The organism is Spongiactinospora sp. 9N601 (assembly GCF_044326295.1).
In the GTDB taxonomy this organism is placed as follows: domain Bacteria; phylum Actinomycetota; class Actinomycetes; order Streptosporangiales; family Streptosporangiaceae; genus Spongiactinospora; species Spongiactinospora gelatinilytica.
Genome location: NZ_JBIRBB010000011.1, coordinates 303,170 through 321,409, shown reverse-complemented (window position 1 = coordinate 321,409; position 18,240 = coordinate 303,170). Strand labels below are relative to the sequence as shown.

General features: G+C 72.3%; 14 protein-coding genes. 2 read left to right on the top strand and 12 right to left on the bottom strand.

All coding sequences use genetic code 11. The features are described from left to right. Positions 1-647 precede the first annotated feature (647 nt). The 10 genes from tyrS to argC all read right to left on the bottom strand — a co-directional run bounded on the left by tyrS (position 648) and on the right by argC (position 11,215). On the bottom strand, positions 648-1,919 hold the full coding sequence (gene tyrS / locus ACH34R_RS27170) for a tyrosine--tRNA ligase (RefSeq protein WP_397564343.1): 1,272 nt from the start codon (positions 1,917-1,919) through the stop codon (positions 648-650). A 112-nt stretch (positions 1,920-2,031) separates the two neighbouring features. Next, complete coding sequence (locus tag ACH34R_RS27165) at positions 2,032-2,658, bottom strand: DNA-3-methyladenine glycosylase (protein ID WP_397564342.1); 627 nt, start codon at positions 2,656-2,658, stop codon at positions 2,032-2,034. Position 2,659: 1 nt separating this feature from the next. Then, on the bottom strand, positions 2,660-4,057 hold the full coding sequence (argH, locus tag ACH34R_RS27160) for an argininosuccinate lyase (RefSeq protein WP_397564353.1): 1,398 nt from the start codon (positions 4,055-4,057) through the stop codon (positions 2,660-2,662). A gap of 132 nt (positions 4,058-4,189) precedes the next feature. Continuing rightward, entirely contained in the window at positions 4,190-5,386 is a 1,197-nt protein-coding gene (locus ACH34R_RS27155) for an argininosuccinate synthase (RefSeq protein ID WP_397564341.1), read from the bottom strand. A 56-nt stretch (positions 5,387-5,442) separates the two neighbouring features. Continuing rightward, a complete protein-coding gene (locus ACH34R_RS27150; protein ID WP_111167206.1) occupies positions 5,443-5,964 on the bottom strand; it encodes an arginine repressor in 522 nt (173 codons plus the stop codon). Beyond that, positions 5,961-6,884 carry an ornithine carbamoyltransferase gene (gene argF, locus ACH34R_RS27145; RefSeq protein WP_397564340.1) on the bottom strand — a complete coding sequence of 308 codons (924 nt, stop codon included), beginning with the start codon at positions 6,882-6,884 and terminating at the stop codon, positions 5,961-5,963. The genes ACH34R_RS27150 and argF overlap by 4 nt, the downstream gene beginning before the upstream one ends. Next, positions 6,881-8,026, bottom strand: coding sequence for an acetylornithine transaminase (locus ACH34R_RS27140; RefSeq protein ID WP_397564352.1), 1,146 nt, complete (start codon positions 8,024-8,026; stop codon positions 6,881-6,883). Before ACH34R_RS27140 ends, argF begins: the two co-directional genes overlap by 4 nt. A gap of 65 nt (positions 8,027-8,091) precedes the next feature. Beyond that, on the bottom strand, positions 8,092-9,042 hold the full coding sequence (gene argB / locus ACH34R_RS27135) for an acetylglutamate kinase (RefSeq protein WP_397564339.1): 951 nt from the start codon (positions 9,040-9,042) through the stop codon (positions 8,092-8,094). Beyond that, a complete protein-coding gene (gene argJ / locus ACH34R_RS27130; protein WP_397564338.1) occupies positions 9,039-10,190 on the bottom strand; it encodes a bifunctional glutamate N-acetyltransferase/amino-acid acetyltransferase ArgJ in 1,152 nt (383 codons plus the stop codon). The genes argB and argJ overlap by 4 nt, the downstream gene beginning before the upstream one ends. Continuing rightward, entirely contained in the window at positions 10,187-11,215 is a 1,029-nt protein-coding gene (gene argC, locus ACH34R_RS27125) for an N-acetyl-gamma-glutamyl-phosphate reductase (protein ID WP_397564337.1), read from the bottom strand. The genes argJ and argC overlap by 4 nt, the downstream gene beginning before the upstream one ends. Before the next feature lie 201 nt (positions 11,216-11,416). Between argC and ACH34R_RS27120 the strand changes: the two genes are divergently transcribed. Both ACH34R_RS27120 and ACH34R_RS27115 read left to right on the top strand, forming a co-directional pair. Further along, positions 11,417-13,084 (top strand): class I adenylate-forming enzyme family protein, encoded by a 1,668-nt coding sequence (locus ACH34R_RS27120; protein WP_397564336.1) that lies wholly within the window; start codon positions 11,417-11,419, stop codon positions 13,082-13,084. A gap of 71 nt (positions 13,085-13,155) precedes the next feature. After that, entirely contained in the window at positions 13,156-14,454 is a 1,299-nt protein-coding gene (locus ACH34R_RS27115) for an MFS transporter (RefSeq protein WP_397564335.1), read from the top strand. 65 nt (positions 14,455-14,519) lie between these two features. Here the strand turns inward: ACH34R_RS27115 and ACH34R_RS27110 are convergent, their stop codons facing one another. Both ACH34R_RS27110 and pheS read right to left on the bottom strand, forming a co-directional pair. Beyond that, positions 14,520-17,081 (bottom strand): phenylalanine--tRNA ligase subunit beta, encoded by a 2,562-nt coding sequence (locus ACH34R_RS27110; protein ID WP_397564334.1) that lies wholly within the window; start codon positions 17,079-17,081, stop codon positions 14,520-14,522. Further along, positions 17,081-18,121 carry a phenylalanine--tRNA ligase subunit alpha gene (pheS, locus tag ACH34R_RS27105; protein ID WP_397564351.1) on the bottom strand — a complete coding sequence of 347 codons (1,041 nt, stop codon included), beginning with the start codon at positions 18,119-18,121 and terminating at the stop codon, positions 17,081-17,083. The genes ACH34R_RS27110 and pheS overlap by 1 nt, the downstream gene beginning before the upstream one ends. Positions 18,122-18,240 lie beyond the last annotated feature (119 nt).

Below are 18,240 nucleotides of genomic sequence, written 5' to 3'. Positions count from 1 at the left end.
TCAAAGGAATCCACCACCCCAGCCCGATAGGCGGGGTGACGGGGTCATACATGTTGTACATGCACTGGCTTTTAGCACACTGTTGAGTTCTCAAGAAACGGGCGCGTACACCGTCGAACCAGACCAGTCGAACCGATCCAGCCCTCCGGGGCATACCTCTTCAGTCCAGACTCTACCAGTTTGCCAGAACCGCGTCAAGCGCCGTATCCGACGATCAAGCAGAGATCTTTGGGACACCCTGTCTCCAGGGTGGCCCCGTGAACTTACCGTGCAATCCGCAGCGCGTTGAACTCGACCGGATCACCGAGAGTTCAACACCACTTGCGATCTTGACAGATGCCGCTGCAGGCGACCGAGTCAAGAAGCTCACCCTGGGGCCCGTCCGCCGCGATCGGCGTCCGGTTCGCTCCCGGGTGCAATGAAGATTAGGCGGCGCTCCGGGGCCAGTCAAATCGCGGCTCTGGCGGATGTGCAGGTCAACGACCTGCCCGCCACGGGCGCCCGCCTTTGCGACCGGAACGTTACATTGCGCCGAACACATCGCGACCCAACGGCAACACCCACCACACCCGCCGCGACCTCGGACAACGCCCCGGGAACCCTGGGAAGTGCCCAAGGCCCCGGGACATCGGGACGACGAGCCCGGATCAGGCTCCGGTGACCTCGACCCCGCCGATCGATCGCTTACCCCGGCGCAGGACCAGGTAGCGGCCGTGCAGGAGGTCGTCGCCGGCGGGCACGTACGCCTCGTCGGTCACCTTGGTGTTGTTGAGGTAGGCCCCGCCCTCCTTGACCGCGCGCCGCGCCGCCGACTTCGACTCGACCAGGCCGCTCTCGGCGAGCAGGTCGACGTAGGCGGCGCCCAGGGCCGGGACCGTGGCGTGGGGCACCTCGGCCAGGGCCGAGCCGAGGGTGCGTTCGTCCAGCTCGGACAGGGAGCCCTGGCCGAACAACGCCTTGGAGGCGGCGACCACGCGGGCCAGCTCGTCCGCGCCGTGGACCATCGCCGTCACGTCCTCTGCGAGGGTCCGCTGGGCCTCACGGGCGGCCGGCCGGTCGGCGACGGCCTTCTCCAGCGCCTCGATCTCCTCACGGCCGCGGAAGGTGAACACCTTCAGGAAGCGCACCACGTCGCGGTCGTCGGCGTTCAGCCAGAACTGGTAGAACGCGTACGGCGAGGTCAGCTCCGGGTCCAGCCACACCGCCCCGCCGGCCGTCTTGCCGAACTTGGTGCCGTCGGCCTTGGTGATGAGCTTGCCGGTCAGGGCGTGTACGTGCGCGCCCTCGACCCGGCGGATGAGGTCGACGCCCGCGGTGATGTTGCCCCACTGGTCGCTGCCGCCCACCTGCAACGCGCAGCCGAACCTGCGGTACAGCTCCAGGTAGTCGTTGGCCTGCAGGATCTGGTAGCTGAACTCGGTGTAGCTGAGCCCCTCGCCGGCCAGCCGCGCCGAGACCGACTCACGGGCGAGCATCCGGTTGATCGGGAAGTGCTTGCCCACGCCGCGCAGGAAGTCGATGGCCGACAGGCCGGCCGTCCAGTCCAGGTTACTGACCAGCTCGGCCGAGGTCGGCCCGGGCTCGAAGGACAGGAACTTCTCCACCTGCACGCGGATCCGGGCGACCCACTCCGCGACGAGGTCGGATGAGTTGAGCGCGCGTTCGGTACTGCGCCCGCTGGGGTCGCCGATCAGGCCGGTGGCCCCGCCGACCAGGCCGATCGGGCGGTGGCCGGCCCGCTGGAAGCGGGTGAGGATCAGCAGCGTGGCGAGATTGCCCAGGTGGAGCGAGGGCGCGGTCGGGTCGAAGCCGATATAGACCGTGATCGGACCCTCGGCCAGCGCCGCGCGCAGGGCGTCGGCGTCGGTGGTCTGCGCGAGCACGTCGCGCCATTCGAGCTCATCGAGGATGTCCGTCACGTTCCTGACTTTCGTCGTTCGGTCACTGATACGAAGCCGATGCGCATCCACGCGCATGACCCGGTACGGCAAAGCCTGCCCGATCGGGCGCCCGGTCCGCCACTCGAAACCCTCACCCGCGCGGGGCGACCGCCGCGCGGCGGCGGGGCACATGCGCCCGGTACGGCGAGACCGTCGGGTCCTTGTCGATCCAGAAGCGCCACGGCGTGTCCACCCCCGTGGAGATGCCCGTGCGCGGGCCGGAGAGCACCACGAGTTCGTCCGCCCCGCCGGGGCGGACGCTCAGCGGGCCGCCGTCGCAGGCGTCCAGGCCGTTGTGCTCGCGGCCGAAGCCGAGCGCGGTGGCCAGCCGCGCGGGGCCGCGGGCGAGGTCGCGGTCGCGTACGGCGGGGCCGCGCCGCTCGCGTGCCTCGGCCGCGCCCTCGATGATCTCACCGGCGCGCAACAGCACCGCCGAGCCCTCCCCCTCGCCGCGGCAGACGAGGTTGGCGCAGAAGTGCATCCCGTAGGTGAAGTAGACGTACAGGTGGCCGGGCGGCCCGAACATCACCGCGTTGCGCCGGGTCATCCCCCGGTAGGTGTGGGAGGCGGGATCTTCGCCCGGCAGGCCGTACGCCTCGACCTCGGTCAGGCGGAGCGCCACCGGCCCGTGGACGAGCACCTTGCCGAGCAGGTCGGGCGCGACCTCCTCGGCGGGACGGGCGAAGAAGCCGCGGCCGAGGCCCGGTACGGCGGGCACCCTACGCGCCCGCGGCCCAGGCCGCCTGGGCGTCCACGACCTCGCGCAGCGAGATGAGCTGGTCGCGGACCCGGTCGGGGGCCGTGCCGCCGTGGGCCTTGCGGGCGGCCAGGGCGCCCGGCACGTTGAGGACGTCGCGCGAGTCGGGGGTGAAGTGCGGGGAGACCTTGGCCAGCTCCTCGTCGGTGATCTCGTCGAGGGTCTTGTCGTGGACCTGGCACCACACCACCAGGTGCCCGACCGCCTCGTGCGCGTCGCGGAACGGCACGCCCTTGCGGACCAGCAGCTCGGCCAGGTCGGTGGCGAGCGCGAAGCCGTCGGGGGCGCTGGCGGTCAGCCGGGCGGTGTTGACCCGCATGGTGGCGACCAGCCCGGCGACCGCGGGCAGCACCAGCAGCAGGGTGTCGACGGCGTCGAACACCGGCTCCTTGTCCTCTTGCAGGTCGCGGTTGTAGGTGAGCGGGAGGCCCTTCAGCACGGTGAGCAGTGTGGTCAGTGCGCCGATCAGCCGCCCGGACTTGCCCCTGGCCAGCTCGGCGACGTCGGGGTTCTTCTTCTGCGGCATGATCGAGGAGCCGGTCGAGTAGGCGTCGTCCATCTCGATCCAGCGGAACTCCTGGGAGGCCCACAGGACGATCTCCTCGCCCAGCCGGGACAGGTGGACGCCGATCATCGCGGCGCAGAACAGGAACTCCGCGGCGAAGTCGCGGTCGGCGACGGCGTCCATCGAGTTGGGCGCGGCCGAGCCGAAGCCCAGCTCCTCGGCCACGGTCTGCGGGTCGAGCGGCAGGGAGGACCCGGCGAGGGCGCCGGCGCCGAGCGGGGAGACCGCGGCGCGGCGGTCCCAGTCGCGCAGCCGGTCGATGTCGCGGGCGAAGGCGTGGACGTGCGCGAGGAGCTGGTGGCCGAAGGCGACCGGCTGGGCGTGCTGCAGGTGGGTCATGCCCGGCGCGGCGGTCTCGGTGTGCTTCTCGGCCTGGCTCATCAGCGCCGTCTCCAGCTCGACCAGCCTGGAGACGATGTGCCTGACGTGGTCGCGCAGGTAGAGCCGTAGGTCGGTGGCCACCTGGTCGTTGCGGCTGCGGCCGGCCCGCAGCTTGCCGCCGAGCGCGCCGAGCCGTTCCAGCAGCCCGCGCTCCAGCGCCGTGTGCACGTCCTCGTCGGCCACGGTGGGGCGGAAGTCCCCGGACACGCAGGCGCGCTCCAGGTCGTCGAGCGCGCCGATCATGCGGCTCAGCTCGTCGTCGTCCAGCAGCCCCGCCCGGTTCAGGACCCGGGCGTGCGCCCGGGAGGCCAGCAGGTCGTACGGCGCGAGCCGCCAGTCGAATTGAACACTCACCGACAGGCGTGTCAGCGCGTCGGCGGGACCCCCCTCGAACCGGCCGCCCCACAACCGCATCGGCTTGCCACCGTCACTCACCGTGTCTCCCTCCCTTTTCCTTCCGCGACCTTACTCCGACCCGCGCACCACTTGAGCGCGTCCATGCGACGCGCCGGTCACCAGCCGAGGTGACCGGCGCGGCGAGGTGGTTCACCGGCGGGTGTCGCGGGCCGCGGCGATCTTCGATGGCAGGCCCCACAATTCCACGAAGCCCTTGGCCGACGACTGGTCGAATGTGTCGCCGGTGTCGTACGTGGCGAGGCCGAAGTCGTACAGGGAGGCTTCTGAGCGGCGTCCGGTGACGACCGCCCTGCCTCCGTGCAGGATCATTCTGACCTCGCCGGTGACGTGGCGCTGGGCCTCCGCGATGAAGGCGTCCAGGGCCCTCTTCAGCGGGGAGAACCACAGCCCGTCGTAGACGAGTTCGGTCCAGCGCTGGTCGACGCCGCGCTTGAACCTGGCGAGGTCGCGCTCGACGGTGACGTTCTCCAGCTCCATGTGGGCGGTGATCAGCGTGATCGCGCCCGGCGCCTCGTAGATCTCCCGCGACTTGATGCCCACCAGGCGGTCCTCGACCAGGTCGATGCGGCCGACGCCGTGCGTGCCCGCGCGGTCGTTCAGCTCAGCGATGATCTCGAACGGCGTCAGCGCCCTGCCGTCGAGGGCCACCGGCACGCCGCGGTCGAAGGCGATCACGACCTCGTCGGGCTCGCGGGGCCGCGCCGGGTCGGCGGTGTAGGCGTAGACCTCCTCGGACGGGCCGTTCCAGATGTCCTCAAGGAAGCCGGTCTCGATGGCCCTGCCCCAGATGTTCTGGTCGATGGAGTACGGGGACTTCTTGGTGACGTCGATCGGCAGGCCCTTCTCCTCGGCGAAGGCGATGGCCTTGTCGCGGGTCCAGGCGTGGTCGCGGGCCGGGGCGATCACCTGCAGCTCGGGGGCCAGCGCGGCGAGGCCGGCCTCGAAGCGGACCTGGTCGTTGCCCTTGCCGGTGCAGCCGTGCGAGACATGGGTGCCGCCGAACTCCCTGGCCGCGGCCACCAGGTGCTTGACGATCAGCGGCCGCGACAGCGCGGACAGCAGCGGGTAGCGGTCCATGTAGAGGGCGTTGGCCTGGAGCGCGTACACGCAGTACCCGGCCGCGAACTCCTCGCGGGCGTCGACGACGATGGACTCCACGGCGCCGCAGTCGACGGCCCGCCGCCTGATGACCTCCATGTCCTCGCCGCCCTGACCGACGTCCACCGCCACGGCGAGCACGTCGGCCCCCATCTTCTCGGCGAGGAACGGAATGGCGACGGAGGTGTCCAGGCCACCGGAGTAGGCGAGTACGACGCGGTCGTTCATGGCGAATCAGCTTCCCGATGTCAGAACTTCCGGATGGGCGGTCGGGTGGGCCCGCGTCAGGAAGACGCGGGCCAGGTACGTCGATCGGCCGCCTTCAGCAGGGCCTCGGCGACCGCCTGGCCGCCCTGTGGGTCCCGGCTGATGACGAGGATCGTGTCGTCTCCCGCGACGGTGCCGAGGATGGTCTCCCAGTCGGCGTGGTCGATCGCCGAGGCGAGGAACTGCGCGGCCCCGGGCGGGGTGCGGGCGATCACCAGGTTGGCCGACGCCTCGGCGGAGACCAGCAGCTCCTCGGCGATGCGGCGCAACCGGGCGGCGGGGCTCTCCCCCGCGCCCAGGCGGCGCGGCTGGATGCGCGCGCCGCCCTCGCCGGGCAGCGCGTAGACCAGCGAGCCGTCCTCGGCGCGCAGCCGCAGTGCGCCCAGTTCGTCCAGGTCGCGCGAAAGGGTCGCCTGGGTGACCTCCACGCCGCTCTCGGCGAGCATCCTGGCCAGTTCGGGCTGGGAGCGGACGGCCTCGCGCCGCAGGAGCTCGGTGATGCGGGCCTGCCTGGCCGCCTTGGTCGCCGGGATGGTCATGACGCGCTCCCCAGTAAGAACGCGAGCAGCGCCTTCTGCGCGTGCAACCGGTTTTCGGCCTGGTCCCAGACGGCGCTGTGCGGTCCGTCGATGACCTCGGCGGTGATCTCCAGGCCGCGGTAGGCGGGCAGGCAGTGCAGTACGACGGCGTCGGGGGCGGCGTACCCCAGCAGCTCCGCGCAGACCTGGAAGGGCATCAGCGCGGCGATCCGCTCGTCCTTGTCGCCCTGGCCCATCGACACCCAGGTGTCGGTGGCGATGACGTGCGCGCCGCGCACGGCCGCGGCCGGGTCGGAGAGGGCCACGACGGACCCGCCGGTACCGGCCGCGATGGTGGCGGCCCTGTCGAGGATCAACGCGTCCGGCTGGTAGCCGGGAGGCGCGCCGATCCGCACGTGCATCCCGGCGGTGGCGCCGCCGAGCAGGTAGGAGTGGGCCATGTTGTTGGCGCCGTCGCCCAGGTAGGCGAGGCTGAGCCCGGCCAGTGTGCCGGTCCGCTCCCGGATGGTCTGCAGGTCGGCGAGGACCTGGCAGGGGTGGAAGGCGTCGGTGAGGGCGTTGACCACCGGCACGGTGGCGGCCGCGGCCATGGCCTCGATGCGCTCCTGGCCGTAGGTGCGCCACACCACGGCCGCGACCTGGCGGGACAGCACCCGCGCGGTGTCCTCGATCGGCTCGCCCCGGCCCATCTGGGAGCTGCCCGCGTCGATGATCAGCGGGTGACCGCCGAGATCGGCGATGCCGGTGGCGAAGGAGACGCGTGTCCGGGTGGAGTGCTTGTCGAACAGCACGGCGACCGTCTGCGGACCGGCCAGCGGCCGGTGGCCGAAGCGGTCCTTCTTCATCGCGTCGGCCAGGTCGAGGACCTGGGCCTGTTCGGCCGGCGACAGGTCGTCATCCTGTAGGAAATGCCTGGTCATGGCTGCGCCTCCGACAAGATCGCGGGCAGTGTGGCGACGAAGGAGGCGATCTCGGCCTCGGTGATCACCAATGGCGGGGCCAGCCGGAGCGCACCGGGTTGTACCGCGTTGACGAGGAATCCGGCGCGCAGGGCGGCGGCCTGGACCTGGGAGGCGAGGTCGGCGGTGAGCAGGACGCCGAGCCACAGGCCGCGCCCGCGGACTCCGGCGAGCAGCGGGTGACGGATCGCGGCGATGCCGCGGGCCAGCGCCAGCCCGGCCGAGTACGCCTGCTCCAGCAGGCCCTCGCGTTCGATCGTGTCCAGCACGGCCAGGGCCGCCGCGCACGAGACCGGGTTGCCGCCGAACGTCGAGCCGTGGTCGCCCTGGGCGAACAGCGTGCCCGCGTCGCCGAGCCCGATGCACGCGCCGATCGGCATGCCCCCGCCGAGGCCCTTGGCCAGGGTGAGGATGTCGGGCAGCGGGCCTTCGGCCTGGTGGGCGAACCAGTAGCCGGTGCGGCCGATGCCCGACTGGATCTCGTCGGCGACCAGCAGCGCGCCGGTGGCGTCGCAGATCTCCCTGGCGGCGGCGAAGTAGCCGTCCGGCGGCGTGAGGACGCCCGCCTCGCCCTGGGTCGGCTCAAGGAAGATGCCGGCGCACTGGTCGGTGACGGCGTTCTTGAGCGCGTCGGCGTCGCCGTAGGGCACGAAGCGGACATCCAGCGGGAAGGGCCCGAACTGGTCGCGGATGGACGCCTTGCCGGTGAGGGACAGCGCGCCGAGCGTGCGGCCGTGGAAGCCGTTCTCCGCGGCCACCACGTAGTTGCGGCCCCTGGCCTTGCCGTACTTGAGCACCAGCTTCAGCGCGCACTCGTTGGCCTCGGTGCCGGAGTTGGCGAGGAACACCCTGCCCGGCGCGTCGAGGAGGTCGAGCAGCCGCTCGGCGAGCAGCACCTCGGGCTTGTGCACGAACAGGTTGGAGGTGTGCGCCAGCGTCGCGACCTGGTCGGAGACGGCCTGGACCAGGGCGGGGTGGGCGTGGCCGAGGGAGCTGACCGCGATGCCGCCGATCAGGTCGAGGTACTCGCGCCCGTCCACGTCCCAGACGCGGCAGCCCAGGCCGCGGGCCAGCACGACGGGCGGTACCCCGTAGTTGGGCATGAATGCCGCCTCGAAGCGTCCCTTCAGGTCCAGGGAATCGGCGGATGCGGCGTCGCCGTGCGGGCTCACGCTCGGGCCTCCTTGTCGGCGGGGTCTGTTGTGTCGTCTGTGTCGTCTGTGTCTTGGGGGCGGCCGGTCTTTCCGGCGGGGACCACCATGGTGCCCACGCCCTCGTCGGTGAAGATCTCCAGGAGCAGGGCGTGCGGCACCCGCCCGTCCAGTACGTGCGCCTGCGGCACTCCGCCGCGCACCGCGGTGAGGCAGGCCCCCATCTTGGGCAGCATGCCGCTGGACAGGGACGGGAGCAGCTCCGCCAGCTCGTCGTCGGTGATGCTGCCGATGATGTCGTCGCTCGCGGGCCAGTCGGCGTACAGGCCCTCGACGTCGGTGAGCACCACCAGTTTCTGCGCGCCGAGCGCGACCGCGAGCTCGGCGGCGGCGGTGTCGGCGTTGACGTTGTAGACGGTGCCGTCGTCGCTTCTGGCGATGCTGCTGATCACCGGGATGCGCCCGTTGTCCAGCAGCGCGCGCACGGCCCCGGCCTCCACCTTGACGATGTCGCCGACCTGCCCGATGTCGACCTGCTCGCCGTCTACGACGGCGTACTTGCGGGCGGCGGTGAACAGGTGGGCGTCTTCTCCGGACATGCCGACGGCGAACGGGCCGTGGTCGTTGATCAACCCCACGACATCCCGGTTGACCTGGCCGACCAGCACCATCCTGACCACTTCCATGGCCTCGGGGCTGGTGACCCGCAGCCCTGCGGTGAAGCTGGACTCGATGCCGAGCCGGTCGAGGTGGGCGCTGATCTGCGGGCCGCCGCCGTGTACGACCACCGGCCGCAGGCCCGCGTAGCGCAGGAACACCACGTCTTCGGCGAACGCGGCCTTGAGGGCGTCGTCGGTCATGGCGTTGCCGCCGTACTTGACGACGACGGTGGCGCCGTGGAACTCGGCCAGCCACGGCAGCGCCTCGATCAGCGTCGTGGCCTTCGTGGCGGCGGTGAGGTCGCTCATGTGGAGTACGCCGAGTTCTCGTGGACGTAGGCGGCGGTCAGGTCGGTGGTGTGGATCGTGGCGGACTCGCTGCCGGCCGACAGGTCGATGGTGACCGTGACGTCGCGGGGACGCAGGTCCACCTTGCTCCGGTCGTCGCCGGCCGCGCCGCCGCGGCAGATCCAGATGCCGTTGATCGCCACGTTGACCCGCTCGGGCTCGAACACCGCGTCGGTGGTGCCGACCGCGGAAAGGACCCGGCCCCAGTTGGGGTCTTCGCCGTGCACGGCGCACTTGAACAGGTTGCTGCGGGCCACGGCCCGGCCCACGGTGACCGCGTCGGACACGGTGGCCGCGCCGATGACCTCGATGGCGACCGCCTTGGTGGCGCCCTCGGCGTCGACCAGGAGCTGCCTGGCCAGATCGGCGCAGACCTCGGTGACCTTCTCGGCGAACTCGGCCTCGTCCGGGGTGACCCCCGCGGCGCCGCTGGCCAGCAGCAGCACGGTGTCGTTGGTGGACATGCAGCCGTCGGTGTCGAGGCGGTCGAAGGTGACCGCGGTGGCCGCGCGCAGCACCGCGTCGAGGCGGTCTGCGGGCACGTCGGCGTCGGTGGTGATCACGCACAGCATGGTGGCCAGGCCGGGGGCGAGCATGCCCGCGCCCTTGGCCATGCCGCCCACCATGTATCCGTCGCCGCGGCGGAAGGAGATCTTGGAGACCGTGTCGGTGGTGCGGATCGCGTCGGCGGCGGGGAGCCCGCCGTCCCTGCTGAGCTGCCCGGCGGCGGACTCGACGCCCGCCAGCAGCGCGTCCATGGGCAGCCGCTCGCCGATCAGCCCGGTGGAGCACACCGCGATCTCCCCGGCGGACTCGCCGAGCAGCCCGGCCGCCTTCTCGGCGGTGGCGTGGGTGTCCTGGAAGCCTTCGGGGCCGGTGCAGGCGTTGGCCCCGCCGGAGTTGAGGACGACCGCCGTGACCCGCCCGCCCGCGAGCACCTGGCGGGACCACAGCACCGGGGCCGCCTGGACCCGGTTGGCGGTGAAGACCCCCGCGGCGGCGTGGGAGGGCCCGTCGTTGACCACGAGCGCGAGGTCGCGCTGGTCGCCCGACTTGAGCCCGGCGACGACGCCCGCCGCCCTGAATCCGAGTGGTGCGGTAACGCTCATGGAGCGACTCCGTTGCGGGGAAGGCCGGCTTCTTCCGGCAGGCCGAGAGCGAGGTTGGCGCTTTGGATCGCGCCTCCGGCGGTGCCTTTGGTGAGGTTGTCGATGGCGATCACGGCGATGATCCTGCCCGCCCGCTCGTCCAGGGCCACCTGGAGGGCCGCGGTGTTGGATCCGGTCGTCATCGCGGTGGCGGGCCAGGTGCCTTCGGGCAGCAGGCGCACGAACGGCTCGGCGGCGGTCGCCGCGTGGTACGCCTCGCGCAGCGCGCCCGCCGTGACGCCGGGAGCGGCCGGGGCGGTGCAGGTGGCGAGGATGCCGCGGCTCATCGGGGCGAGGGTCGGGGTGAAGGAGACCCGCACGGCGCCGCCCGCCACGGCGGTGAGGTTCTGTTCCATTTCGGGGGTGTGGCGGTGGACGCCGCCCACACCGTAGGCGCTGACCGAGCCCATCACCTCGCTGCCGAGCAGGTGGGGCTTCAGCGATCGTCCCGCGCCGCTGGTGCCGCTGGCCGCGACCACCACCACGTCGGGGCCCGCCATGCCGGCGGCGAAGGCGGGCGTGAGCGCGAGGGTCACGGCGGTCGGGTAGCAGCCGGGGACGGCGATCCTGCGGGTGGCGCGCAGGCGCTCGCGCTGCCCGGGCAGCTCGGGCAGGCCGTACGGCCAGGCGCCCGCGTGCGGGCCGCCGTAGAAGTGCTCCCAGGCGGCGGGGTCGGTCAGGCGGTGGTCGGCGCCGCAGTCGACCACCAGGGTCGCCGAGCCGAGGCTCGCGGCCAGCGCGGCGGACTTGCCGTGCGGCAGCGCCAGGAAGACGACGTCGTGGCCGTCCAGGGTCTCGGGGGTGGTGTCCAGCAGTCTGCGGTCGGCGAGCTCGGCGAGGTGGGGCTGGTGGTCGCCGAGGAGGGCGCCGGAGTTGGACCCGGCGGTCAGCGCGCCGATCTCCAGCTCGGGATGGCCCAGCAGCAGGCGCAGCAGCTCACCCCCCGCGTATCCGCTCGCTCCGGCGACGGCCGCGCGCGCTCCCAATTCGACTCAGCTCCTCTGCTGTTCGCATATTCATGCATCACCTTGCATGAGCTTGCTAAAGAGTATGCATCAGCAGGCATGCCCATGCAAGCGCACTTCCGAACGCCCGGGACGGCCACCTTCGGCTGCCCCCGCGCACATACCGGTCGGTATCCTTGCGCTGGCCCGCCGGTTCCCGCCGCCCATGCCGAGGAGATCACGTTGACCCATGACGAGGTGGAGGCGCTGCTCACCGCGCCGGGGCGGCTGTTCGAGATGACCGAGGCCGAGGCCGGCGGGCACCGGATCCGCACCTGGAAGAACGCTCCCGCGCACTTCCGCGCGCTGCTGACGGCCAGCCGCAGGCACGGCGAGCGGGTGTTCCTGCGCTACGAGGACGAGCGGGTCACCTTTGAAGACCACTTCCGCCGCGCCGCCGCGCTGGCCGGGCGGCTGGCCGGGGAGTACGGCGTGGCCAAGGGCGACCGCGTCGCCATCGCCATGCGCAACTACCCCGAATGGGTGGTCGCATTCTCCGCGATCCTGGCCGCCGGGGCGGTGGCGGTGCCGCTGAACGCCTGGTGGACCAGGCGGGAGCTGGCCTTCGGGCTGGCCGACTCGGGGGCGGCGGTGCTGATCGCCGACGGGGAGCGGGCCCGGCTGATGGCGGGCGCGGACGTACGGATCATCGTCACCCGGCCGGACGGGAGCCCGCCGCCGGGCGCCGCCGTCCTTACCGACCTGATCGGAGAGCCCACCGCCGAGGTGGCCCTCCCCGAGGTGGACCTGACGCCGGACGACCCGGCCACCATCTTCTACACCTCCGGCACCACCGGACGGCCCAAGGGCGCGCTGGGCAGCCACCGCAACCTCGGGCAGGCCCCGCTGACCGTCGGCTACTCGCTGTCGCGCGGCGCGGCCATGCGGGGCCACGACCCGCGGCGAGCCGGACGCCGCCGGGTCACCCTGCTGACCGTGCCGCTCTTCCACGTCACCGGCTGCTTCGGCACCATGCTCTCGGCCATGTTCGGCGGCACGACGGTCGTGCTCATGTACAAGTGGGACGCCGGGCAGGCGCTCCGGCTGATCGAGCGGGAGCGGATCACCGGGGTCACCGGCACCCCCACCAACGCCTGGCAGCTCATGGCCCACCCCGGCTTCGGCGACCACGACGTCGCGAGCCTCGGCACGCTCTTCTACGGCGGCGCCCCGGCCCCGCCGAGGCTGCTCGCCCGCATCCGTGACCGGCTGCCCGGCCGCGCGCCGTCCAACGTGTACGGCATGACCGAGACCAGCGCACTGATCATCGACAACAGCGGCGGGGCCTACTCCGACCGCCCGGACAGCGTGGGCAGGCCCGTCCCGGTCGTGGACGTGCGGATCATCGCCCCTGGGGGCGCGAACGCCCGGCCCGGCGAGGTGGGCGAGCTGTGCGTGCGCGGCGCCCCGGTGGTCGGCGGCTACTGGAACCGGCCCGAGGCCACCGCCGAGTCCTTCGCCGGCGGCTGGTTCCGCACCGGCGACCTGGCCCGCGTGGACGAGGACGGCCTGGTCTACATCGTGGACCGGGTCAAGGACATGGTCATCCGCGGCGGCGAGAACGTCTACTGCGCCGAGGTCGAGGCCGCGCTGTTCGAGCATCCGGCGGTGCGCGACGCGGCCGTGATCGGCGTTCCGCACGACGAGCTGGGCGAGGAGGTGGGCGCGGTGATCCGTACCGCGCCCGGCGCGCCGCTCGCGGCGGGCGACCTCACCGGCTTCCTCACGGGCAGGATCGCCCCCTTCAAGATCCCGGCCCACTACTGGTTCCGGCAGGGCGAGCTGCCCCGCAACCCCGGCGGCAAGATCGTGAAGGATCTCCTGCGCCGGGAGATCCTGGGCGCCACCTGACCGGCCGCGCGGGCGGGCCGGGCGGAAAACGGTTTGCTTCGCGCGGCGTGGCGCGGTGACAATCTTCATTCGTGCCTGATTCGGAACGGTCATTGCGCGCGCTGATCCGCCATCTGCGGATGGACCTCGGCCCGCTGCGCGAGTCCCGCGATTTCCGGTTTCTCATGGGCTCCGGGCTCATCACGATGTTCGGCAGCTTCCTGACGTACGTCACGGTGCCGTTGCAGATGAAGCAGCTCACCGGGTCCTATGTGGCGGTCGGCCTGATCAGCCTGGCCGAGTTCGTGCCGATGGTGGTGTTCGGCCTGTGGGGCGGGGCCATCGCCGACGCGCTCGACCGGCGCAGGATCGTGCTCATCTGCGAGGCGGGCCTGGCGCTGGTCGCGGCCCTGCTGACGCTCAACGCGCTGCTGCCCGACCCGCAGGTGTGGGTGCTGTTCGTGCTGGCCCCGCTGCTGGCGGCGCTGGACAGTCTGCAGCGCCCCAGCCTGGACGCCATGGTGCCGCGCGTGGTACGGCACGACCAGCTCACCGCCGCCGCGGCCCTGATCAGCTTCCGCTGGAACCTCGGCGCCATCGCCGGGCCCGCCCTGGCCGGGCTGATCGTGGCCGCCGCCGGACCTGCCGTGACCTACGGCATCGACGTGCTGACCTACCTGCTGTCGCTGCTGTTGCTGTGGCGGGTGCGGGCCACGCCGCCGCGCGAGGACGCCCCGCCGGCGACCCTGCGCAGCCTGGCCGAGGGCGTCCGTTACGCGGTGCGCCGGCCCGACCTGATGGGCACCTACCTGGTGGACATGGCCGCGATGTTCTTCGCCATGGCCAACGCGCTGTACCCGTTCCTGGCCGACGAGCTGCGCGCGCCGCACGCGGTGGGCCTGCTCTACTCCGCGGCGGCCGTCGGGGCGCTGCTCGCCTCGGTCACCTCCGGCTGGACCAGAAGCGTGCACCGGCACGGCATGGGCGTGATCCTGGCGGCGGGGGTGTGGGGGCTCGCCGTGCTGGCCGCGGCGTTCGCGCCCAGCCTGTGGCTGGTGTTCGCCTGCCTGGCCATCGCGGGCGGAGCCGACATGATCAGCGGTATCTTCCGCTCCACGATCTGGAACCAGACCATCCCCGACGAGCTGCGCGGCCGGCTGGCCGGGATCGAGCTGCTGTCCTACTCCTCGGGGCCGATGCTCGGCAACGGCAGGGCCGGGCTGATGGCCGACCTCGGCGGCACCCGCTTCTCCCTGGGCGCGGGCGGCCTGCTGTGCGTGGGCGCGGTGGCGGCGATGGCGGCGGCGCTGCCGAAGTTCCGCAGGTACGACGCGCGCACCGACGAGCACGCGCTGACCGAACGCGCCCGCCGCGAGGCCGCGGCCACCTAGCACGGCGGCATGCGAAAGGGCCGGTGCGAGTCCTTCGCACCGGCCCCTGCTCGGCCCTTCAGGGCTCACGAACCTCGCAGCCGGGCCCCGAGCCGCTCGGCGGCCAGCGCAACAGCGGCGTCGCGGGCCGCGCTGGTCTCCTCGACGGTCAGGGTGCGGTCGGGGGCCCGGAAGCGCAGGGCGTACGCGAGCGACTTGCCGCCCTCGCCGACCTGGGCCCCGGTGTAGACGTCGAACAGCCGGATGGACTCCAGCAGCTCCCCCGCCCCCTCGCGGAGCACCGCCTCCACGTCCGCCACCGGGGTGGCGGCGGGCACGATGAGCGCGACGTCCTGGGTGGCGACCGGGTAGGACGACACCGTGGGAGCCTGGGCCAGGCCGCTCATCGCGCTCTCCAGGCGGCTCAGCTCCAGTTCCATGGCGCAGGTGCGCGGCGGCAGGCCGTACGCCTCGGCGACCCTCGGGTGCAGCTCGCCGGCGTGCCCGATCAGCACGTCGCCGACGTGGACGGACGCGCAGCGGCCCGGGTGCCACGGCTCGTGCGTGGCGGCGGCCACCACCGGCTCGAACCCGGCCTCGCGCACCACGATCCGCGCCGCCTCGATGGCGTCGGCCCAGGTCGCCGGGCGGCCGGGCCCCCACCAGCCGGACCGCTCGAACTCGCCGGCCAGCACGGCGGCGACGCGGTAGGGCTGCGCGGGCAGCGCCGCCTCGATCCTGGCCAGCTCATCGGCGGTGGGCCTGCGGTCCACGCCGAGGACCGGAGCGGTGGCGGGCGCGCCGGGAGCGGGCCGGTAGACCAGCCCGTTCTCGAACAGCGTCACATCGCCCGCTCCCCTGCCGGCATTGCGGACCAGCGTCTTCAGCAGGCCGGGCAGCAGCGTGGTGCGCAGCAGCGGCTCGTCCTCGCTGAGCGGGTTGGCCAGCCGCACCGCCGACCGGCGTGGGTCGTCGGCGGCCAGCCGCAGGTTGTCGAGGTCGCGCTGGCCCATGAACGGGTAGGCCAGCACCTCGACGTATCCGGCCGCGGCCAGCGCCCGCCCGGCGCGGCGGCGCAGCCGCTGCCCCTCGGTGAGCCCGCCGCCCGCCGGGGCGGCCGGGAGCACGGAGTCCAGGCGCTGGTAGCCCTCCAGCCGGATGACCTCTTCGGCCAGGTCGTTGGGGTCGGTGAGGTCCAGCCGCCAGGTGGGCGGGGTGACCGTCAGCAGGTCGGTCTCCGTGCCGCTCACGTCGAGCTGCTCGCGCAGGTCGCCGCCGGTCACGGTGCCGGTACCGGTCACCGGCCCGCCGCCGCCCTGCGGGTCGGCGCCCTCGGCGACGGTGCAGCCGACCTGCTCCAGCCGCCGGATGACGGCCTCGCGCGGGTAGCTCAGACCGGCCACCCGCCCCGGGTAGGAGGCCGGGATGGTGATCCTGACCGGCTCGACGTCGATCGAGGCGTGGGTCACACCAGGGCCCGCCGTACCGCCGCCCAGCTCGACCAGCAGCCGGACGGCACGCCAGGAGGCGTACAGCGGCAGCTCGCGGTCCACGCCGCGCTCGAAGCGCCGGGACGCCTCGCTGACCAGGCCGTGCCTGCGGGACATGCGGGCGGTACCGGTGGCCGAGAAGTGCGCCGCCTCGATCACCAGCTCGGTGGAACCGTCGGAGATCTCCGTCTCCAGGCCGCCCATGGTGCCGGCCATCGAGATCGCGCCCGACTCGTCAGTGATCAGGATGTCGTCGGTGTGCAGCTTGCGCACGACGTGGTCGAGCGTCTCCAGCGTCTCGCCCTCGCGGGCCCGGCGTACCACGATCTCGCCGGTCAGCCGGGTGCGGTCGAAGGCGTGCAGCGGCTGGCCGAGCTCCAGCATCACGTAGTTGGTGACATCGACGGCCAGCGACACCGGGCGCATGCCGGCTCGCAGCAGCCGGATGCGCATCCACAGCGGGCTGGGCGCGGCCGGGTCGAAGCCGCCGACCTCGCGCAGCACGAACCGGTCGCAGGCGGTGGGGTCGGCGATGGAGGCCGGGTAACCGGAATCCGCCGAGGCCGGCAGGTCGAGGTCGGCCGGGTCGCGGAACGGCACGCCGAAGGCGGTCGCCGCCTCGCGCGCCACGCCCCGGATGGACAGGGCGTATCCGCGGTCGGGGGTGACCTCCAGCTCAATGACCTCATCGCGCAGGGACAGCAGTTCCACCACGTCGGCGCCGATCGGCGAGCCGGGCGACAGGACCAGGATGCCCGCGGAGGTCTCGGCGATGGCCAGCTCCTGCTCCGAGCAGATCATGCCGTCGGAGAGCCTGCCGTACGTCTTGCGCGCGCCGATCTCGAACCCGCCGGGCAGCACCGCGCCCGGCAGCGCCACCGGAACCCGGTCACCGACCGAGAAGTTGGACGCGCCGCAGATGATGCCGCGCGGCGCGGCCTCACCCACCTCGACCTGGCAGTAGCGCACCGGCTTGTTGAACCCGGTCAGCTCCTCGATGTCGAGGACCTCGCCGACCACGACGTTCTTGATCTCGTGGCCGTAGGCGGTGATCGACTCCAGCTTCAGCCCGGCGGCGGTGAGCCGGTCGGCGATCTCGTGCGCGGTGACCGCGGGCAGGTCGACGAACTCCCGCAGCCAGGAGAGCGGGACCCTCATCAGACCTCCATCCCGAACGGGAGCGTGAACCGCACGTCTCCCTCGACCATGTCACGCATGTCCTCGGCGTTGTGCCGGAACATCAGGGTGCGCTCGACGCCCATGCCGAACGCGAACCCGGAGTAGCGCTTGGGGTCGACGCCGCAGGCGACCAGCACCCGCGGGTTGACCATGCCGCAGCCGCCCCACTCGATCCAGCCCTCGGACTTGCAGGTGCGGCACGGCGGGCCGCCCGGGACCGCGGAGGCGCCCCGGCACACGAAACACTTGAGGTCCATCTCGGCGGACGGCTCGGTGAAGGGGAAGTAGTTGGGCCGGAACCGGGTCGTCATGCCCTCGCCGAACATCACCTCGGCGAACCGGTCGAGGGTGCCCTTCAGGTGGCCCATCGTCAGGCCCTCGTCCACGGCGATCCCCTCGATCTGGTGGAACACCGGGGTGTGCGTGACGTCGAGCTCGTCGGTGCGGAACACCTTGCCCGGCGAGATCACGTAGCACGGCACACCGCGCGCGAGCAGCGCCCTGACCTGCATCGGCGAGGTCTGCGTGCGCAACACCTTGCCCGAGTCGACCGATTCCACGAAGAAGGTGTCGTGGTCGGAGCGCGCGGGGTGGTCGGGCGCGATGTTGAGGGCGTCGAAGTTGAACCACTCGCCCTCCAGCTCCGGCCCCTCGGCGACCTCGTAGCCCATGGCCACGAAGACGTCGGCGACCCGCTCTTGCAGCGTGGTCAGCGGGTGCCTGGCGCCGCGTGGCAGGCGGTCCCACGGCAGGGTGACGTCAACGGCCTCCTCGACCAGGACGCGCTCGTCGCGCTCGTCGGTGAGCTCGGCCTGGCGGGCGGCGAGCGCCTCGGCGACCGCCTTGCGGGCCACGCCCACGCGCTTGCCCGCCTCGGCGCGCGCCTGTGGGGGCAGCGCGCCGATCTCCCGGTTGGCGAGGGCGATCAGGGACCGGTCGCCGGCGTGCGCCAGCCGTACCTTCTTGAGTTCGTCGAGGTCGCCGGCCGCCTTGATGGCGGCCAGGGCATCGTCCCGCATGCGCGCCACCTCATCGGCGTGCAGCGGGGTTACCTCGACCGGGTCGTAGTTTGACAAGACAGAGCTCCGATTCAGGGCTTGAGCGGCACGAGTCTAGTGCTTTCCGCGCTGGAGCCCAC

What these genes read in the sequence shown, in the direction of transcription:
- argB (WP_397564339.1), bottom strand. Translation starts at nt 9,042, where the DNA reads ATGAGCGACCTCACCGCCGCCACGAAGGCCACGACGCTGATCGAGGCG.
- ACH34R_RS27140 (WP_397564352.1), bottom strand. Translation starts at nt 8,026, where the DNA reads ATGCCCAACTACGGGGTACCGCCCGTCGTGCTGGCCCGCGGCCTGGGC.
- pheS (WP_397564351.1), bottom strand. Translation starts at nt 18,121, where the DNA reads ATGCGGGACGATGCCCTGGCCGCCATCAAGGCGGCCGGCGACCTCGAC.
- ACH34R_RS27150 (WP_111167206.1), bottom strand. Translation starts at nt 5,964, where the DNA reads ATGACCATCCCGGCGACCAAGGCGGCCAGGCAGGCCCGCATCACCGAG.
- argH (WP_397564353.1), bottom strand. Translation starts at nt 4,057, where the DNA reads ATGCGGTTGTGGGGCGGCCGGTTCGAGGGGGGTCCCGCCGACGCGCTG.
- argJ (WP_397564338.1), bottom strand. Translation starts at nt 10,190, where the DNA reads ATGAGCGTTACCGCACCACTCGGATTCAGGGCGGCGGGCGTCGTCGCC.
- argF (WP_397564340.1), bottom strand. Translation starts at nt 6,884, where the DNA reads ATGACCAGGCATTTCCTACAGGATGACGACCTGTCGCCGGCCGAACAG.
- ACH34R_RS27155 (WP_397564341.1), bottom strand. Translation starts at nt 5,386, where the DNA reads ATGAACGACCGCGTCGTACTCGCCTACTCCGGTGGCCTGGACACCTCC.
- ACH34R_RS27110 (WP_397564334.1), bottom strand. Translation starts at nt 17,081, where the DNA reads ATGAGGGTCCCGCTCTCCTGGCTGCGGGAGTTCGTCGACCTGCCCGCG.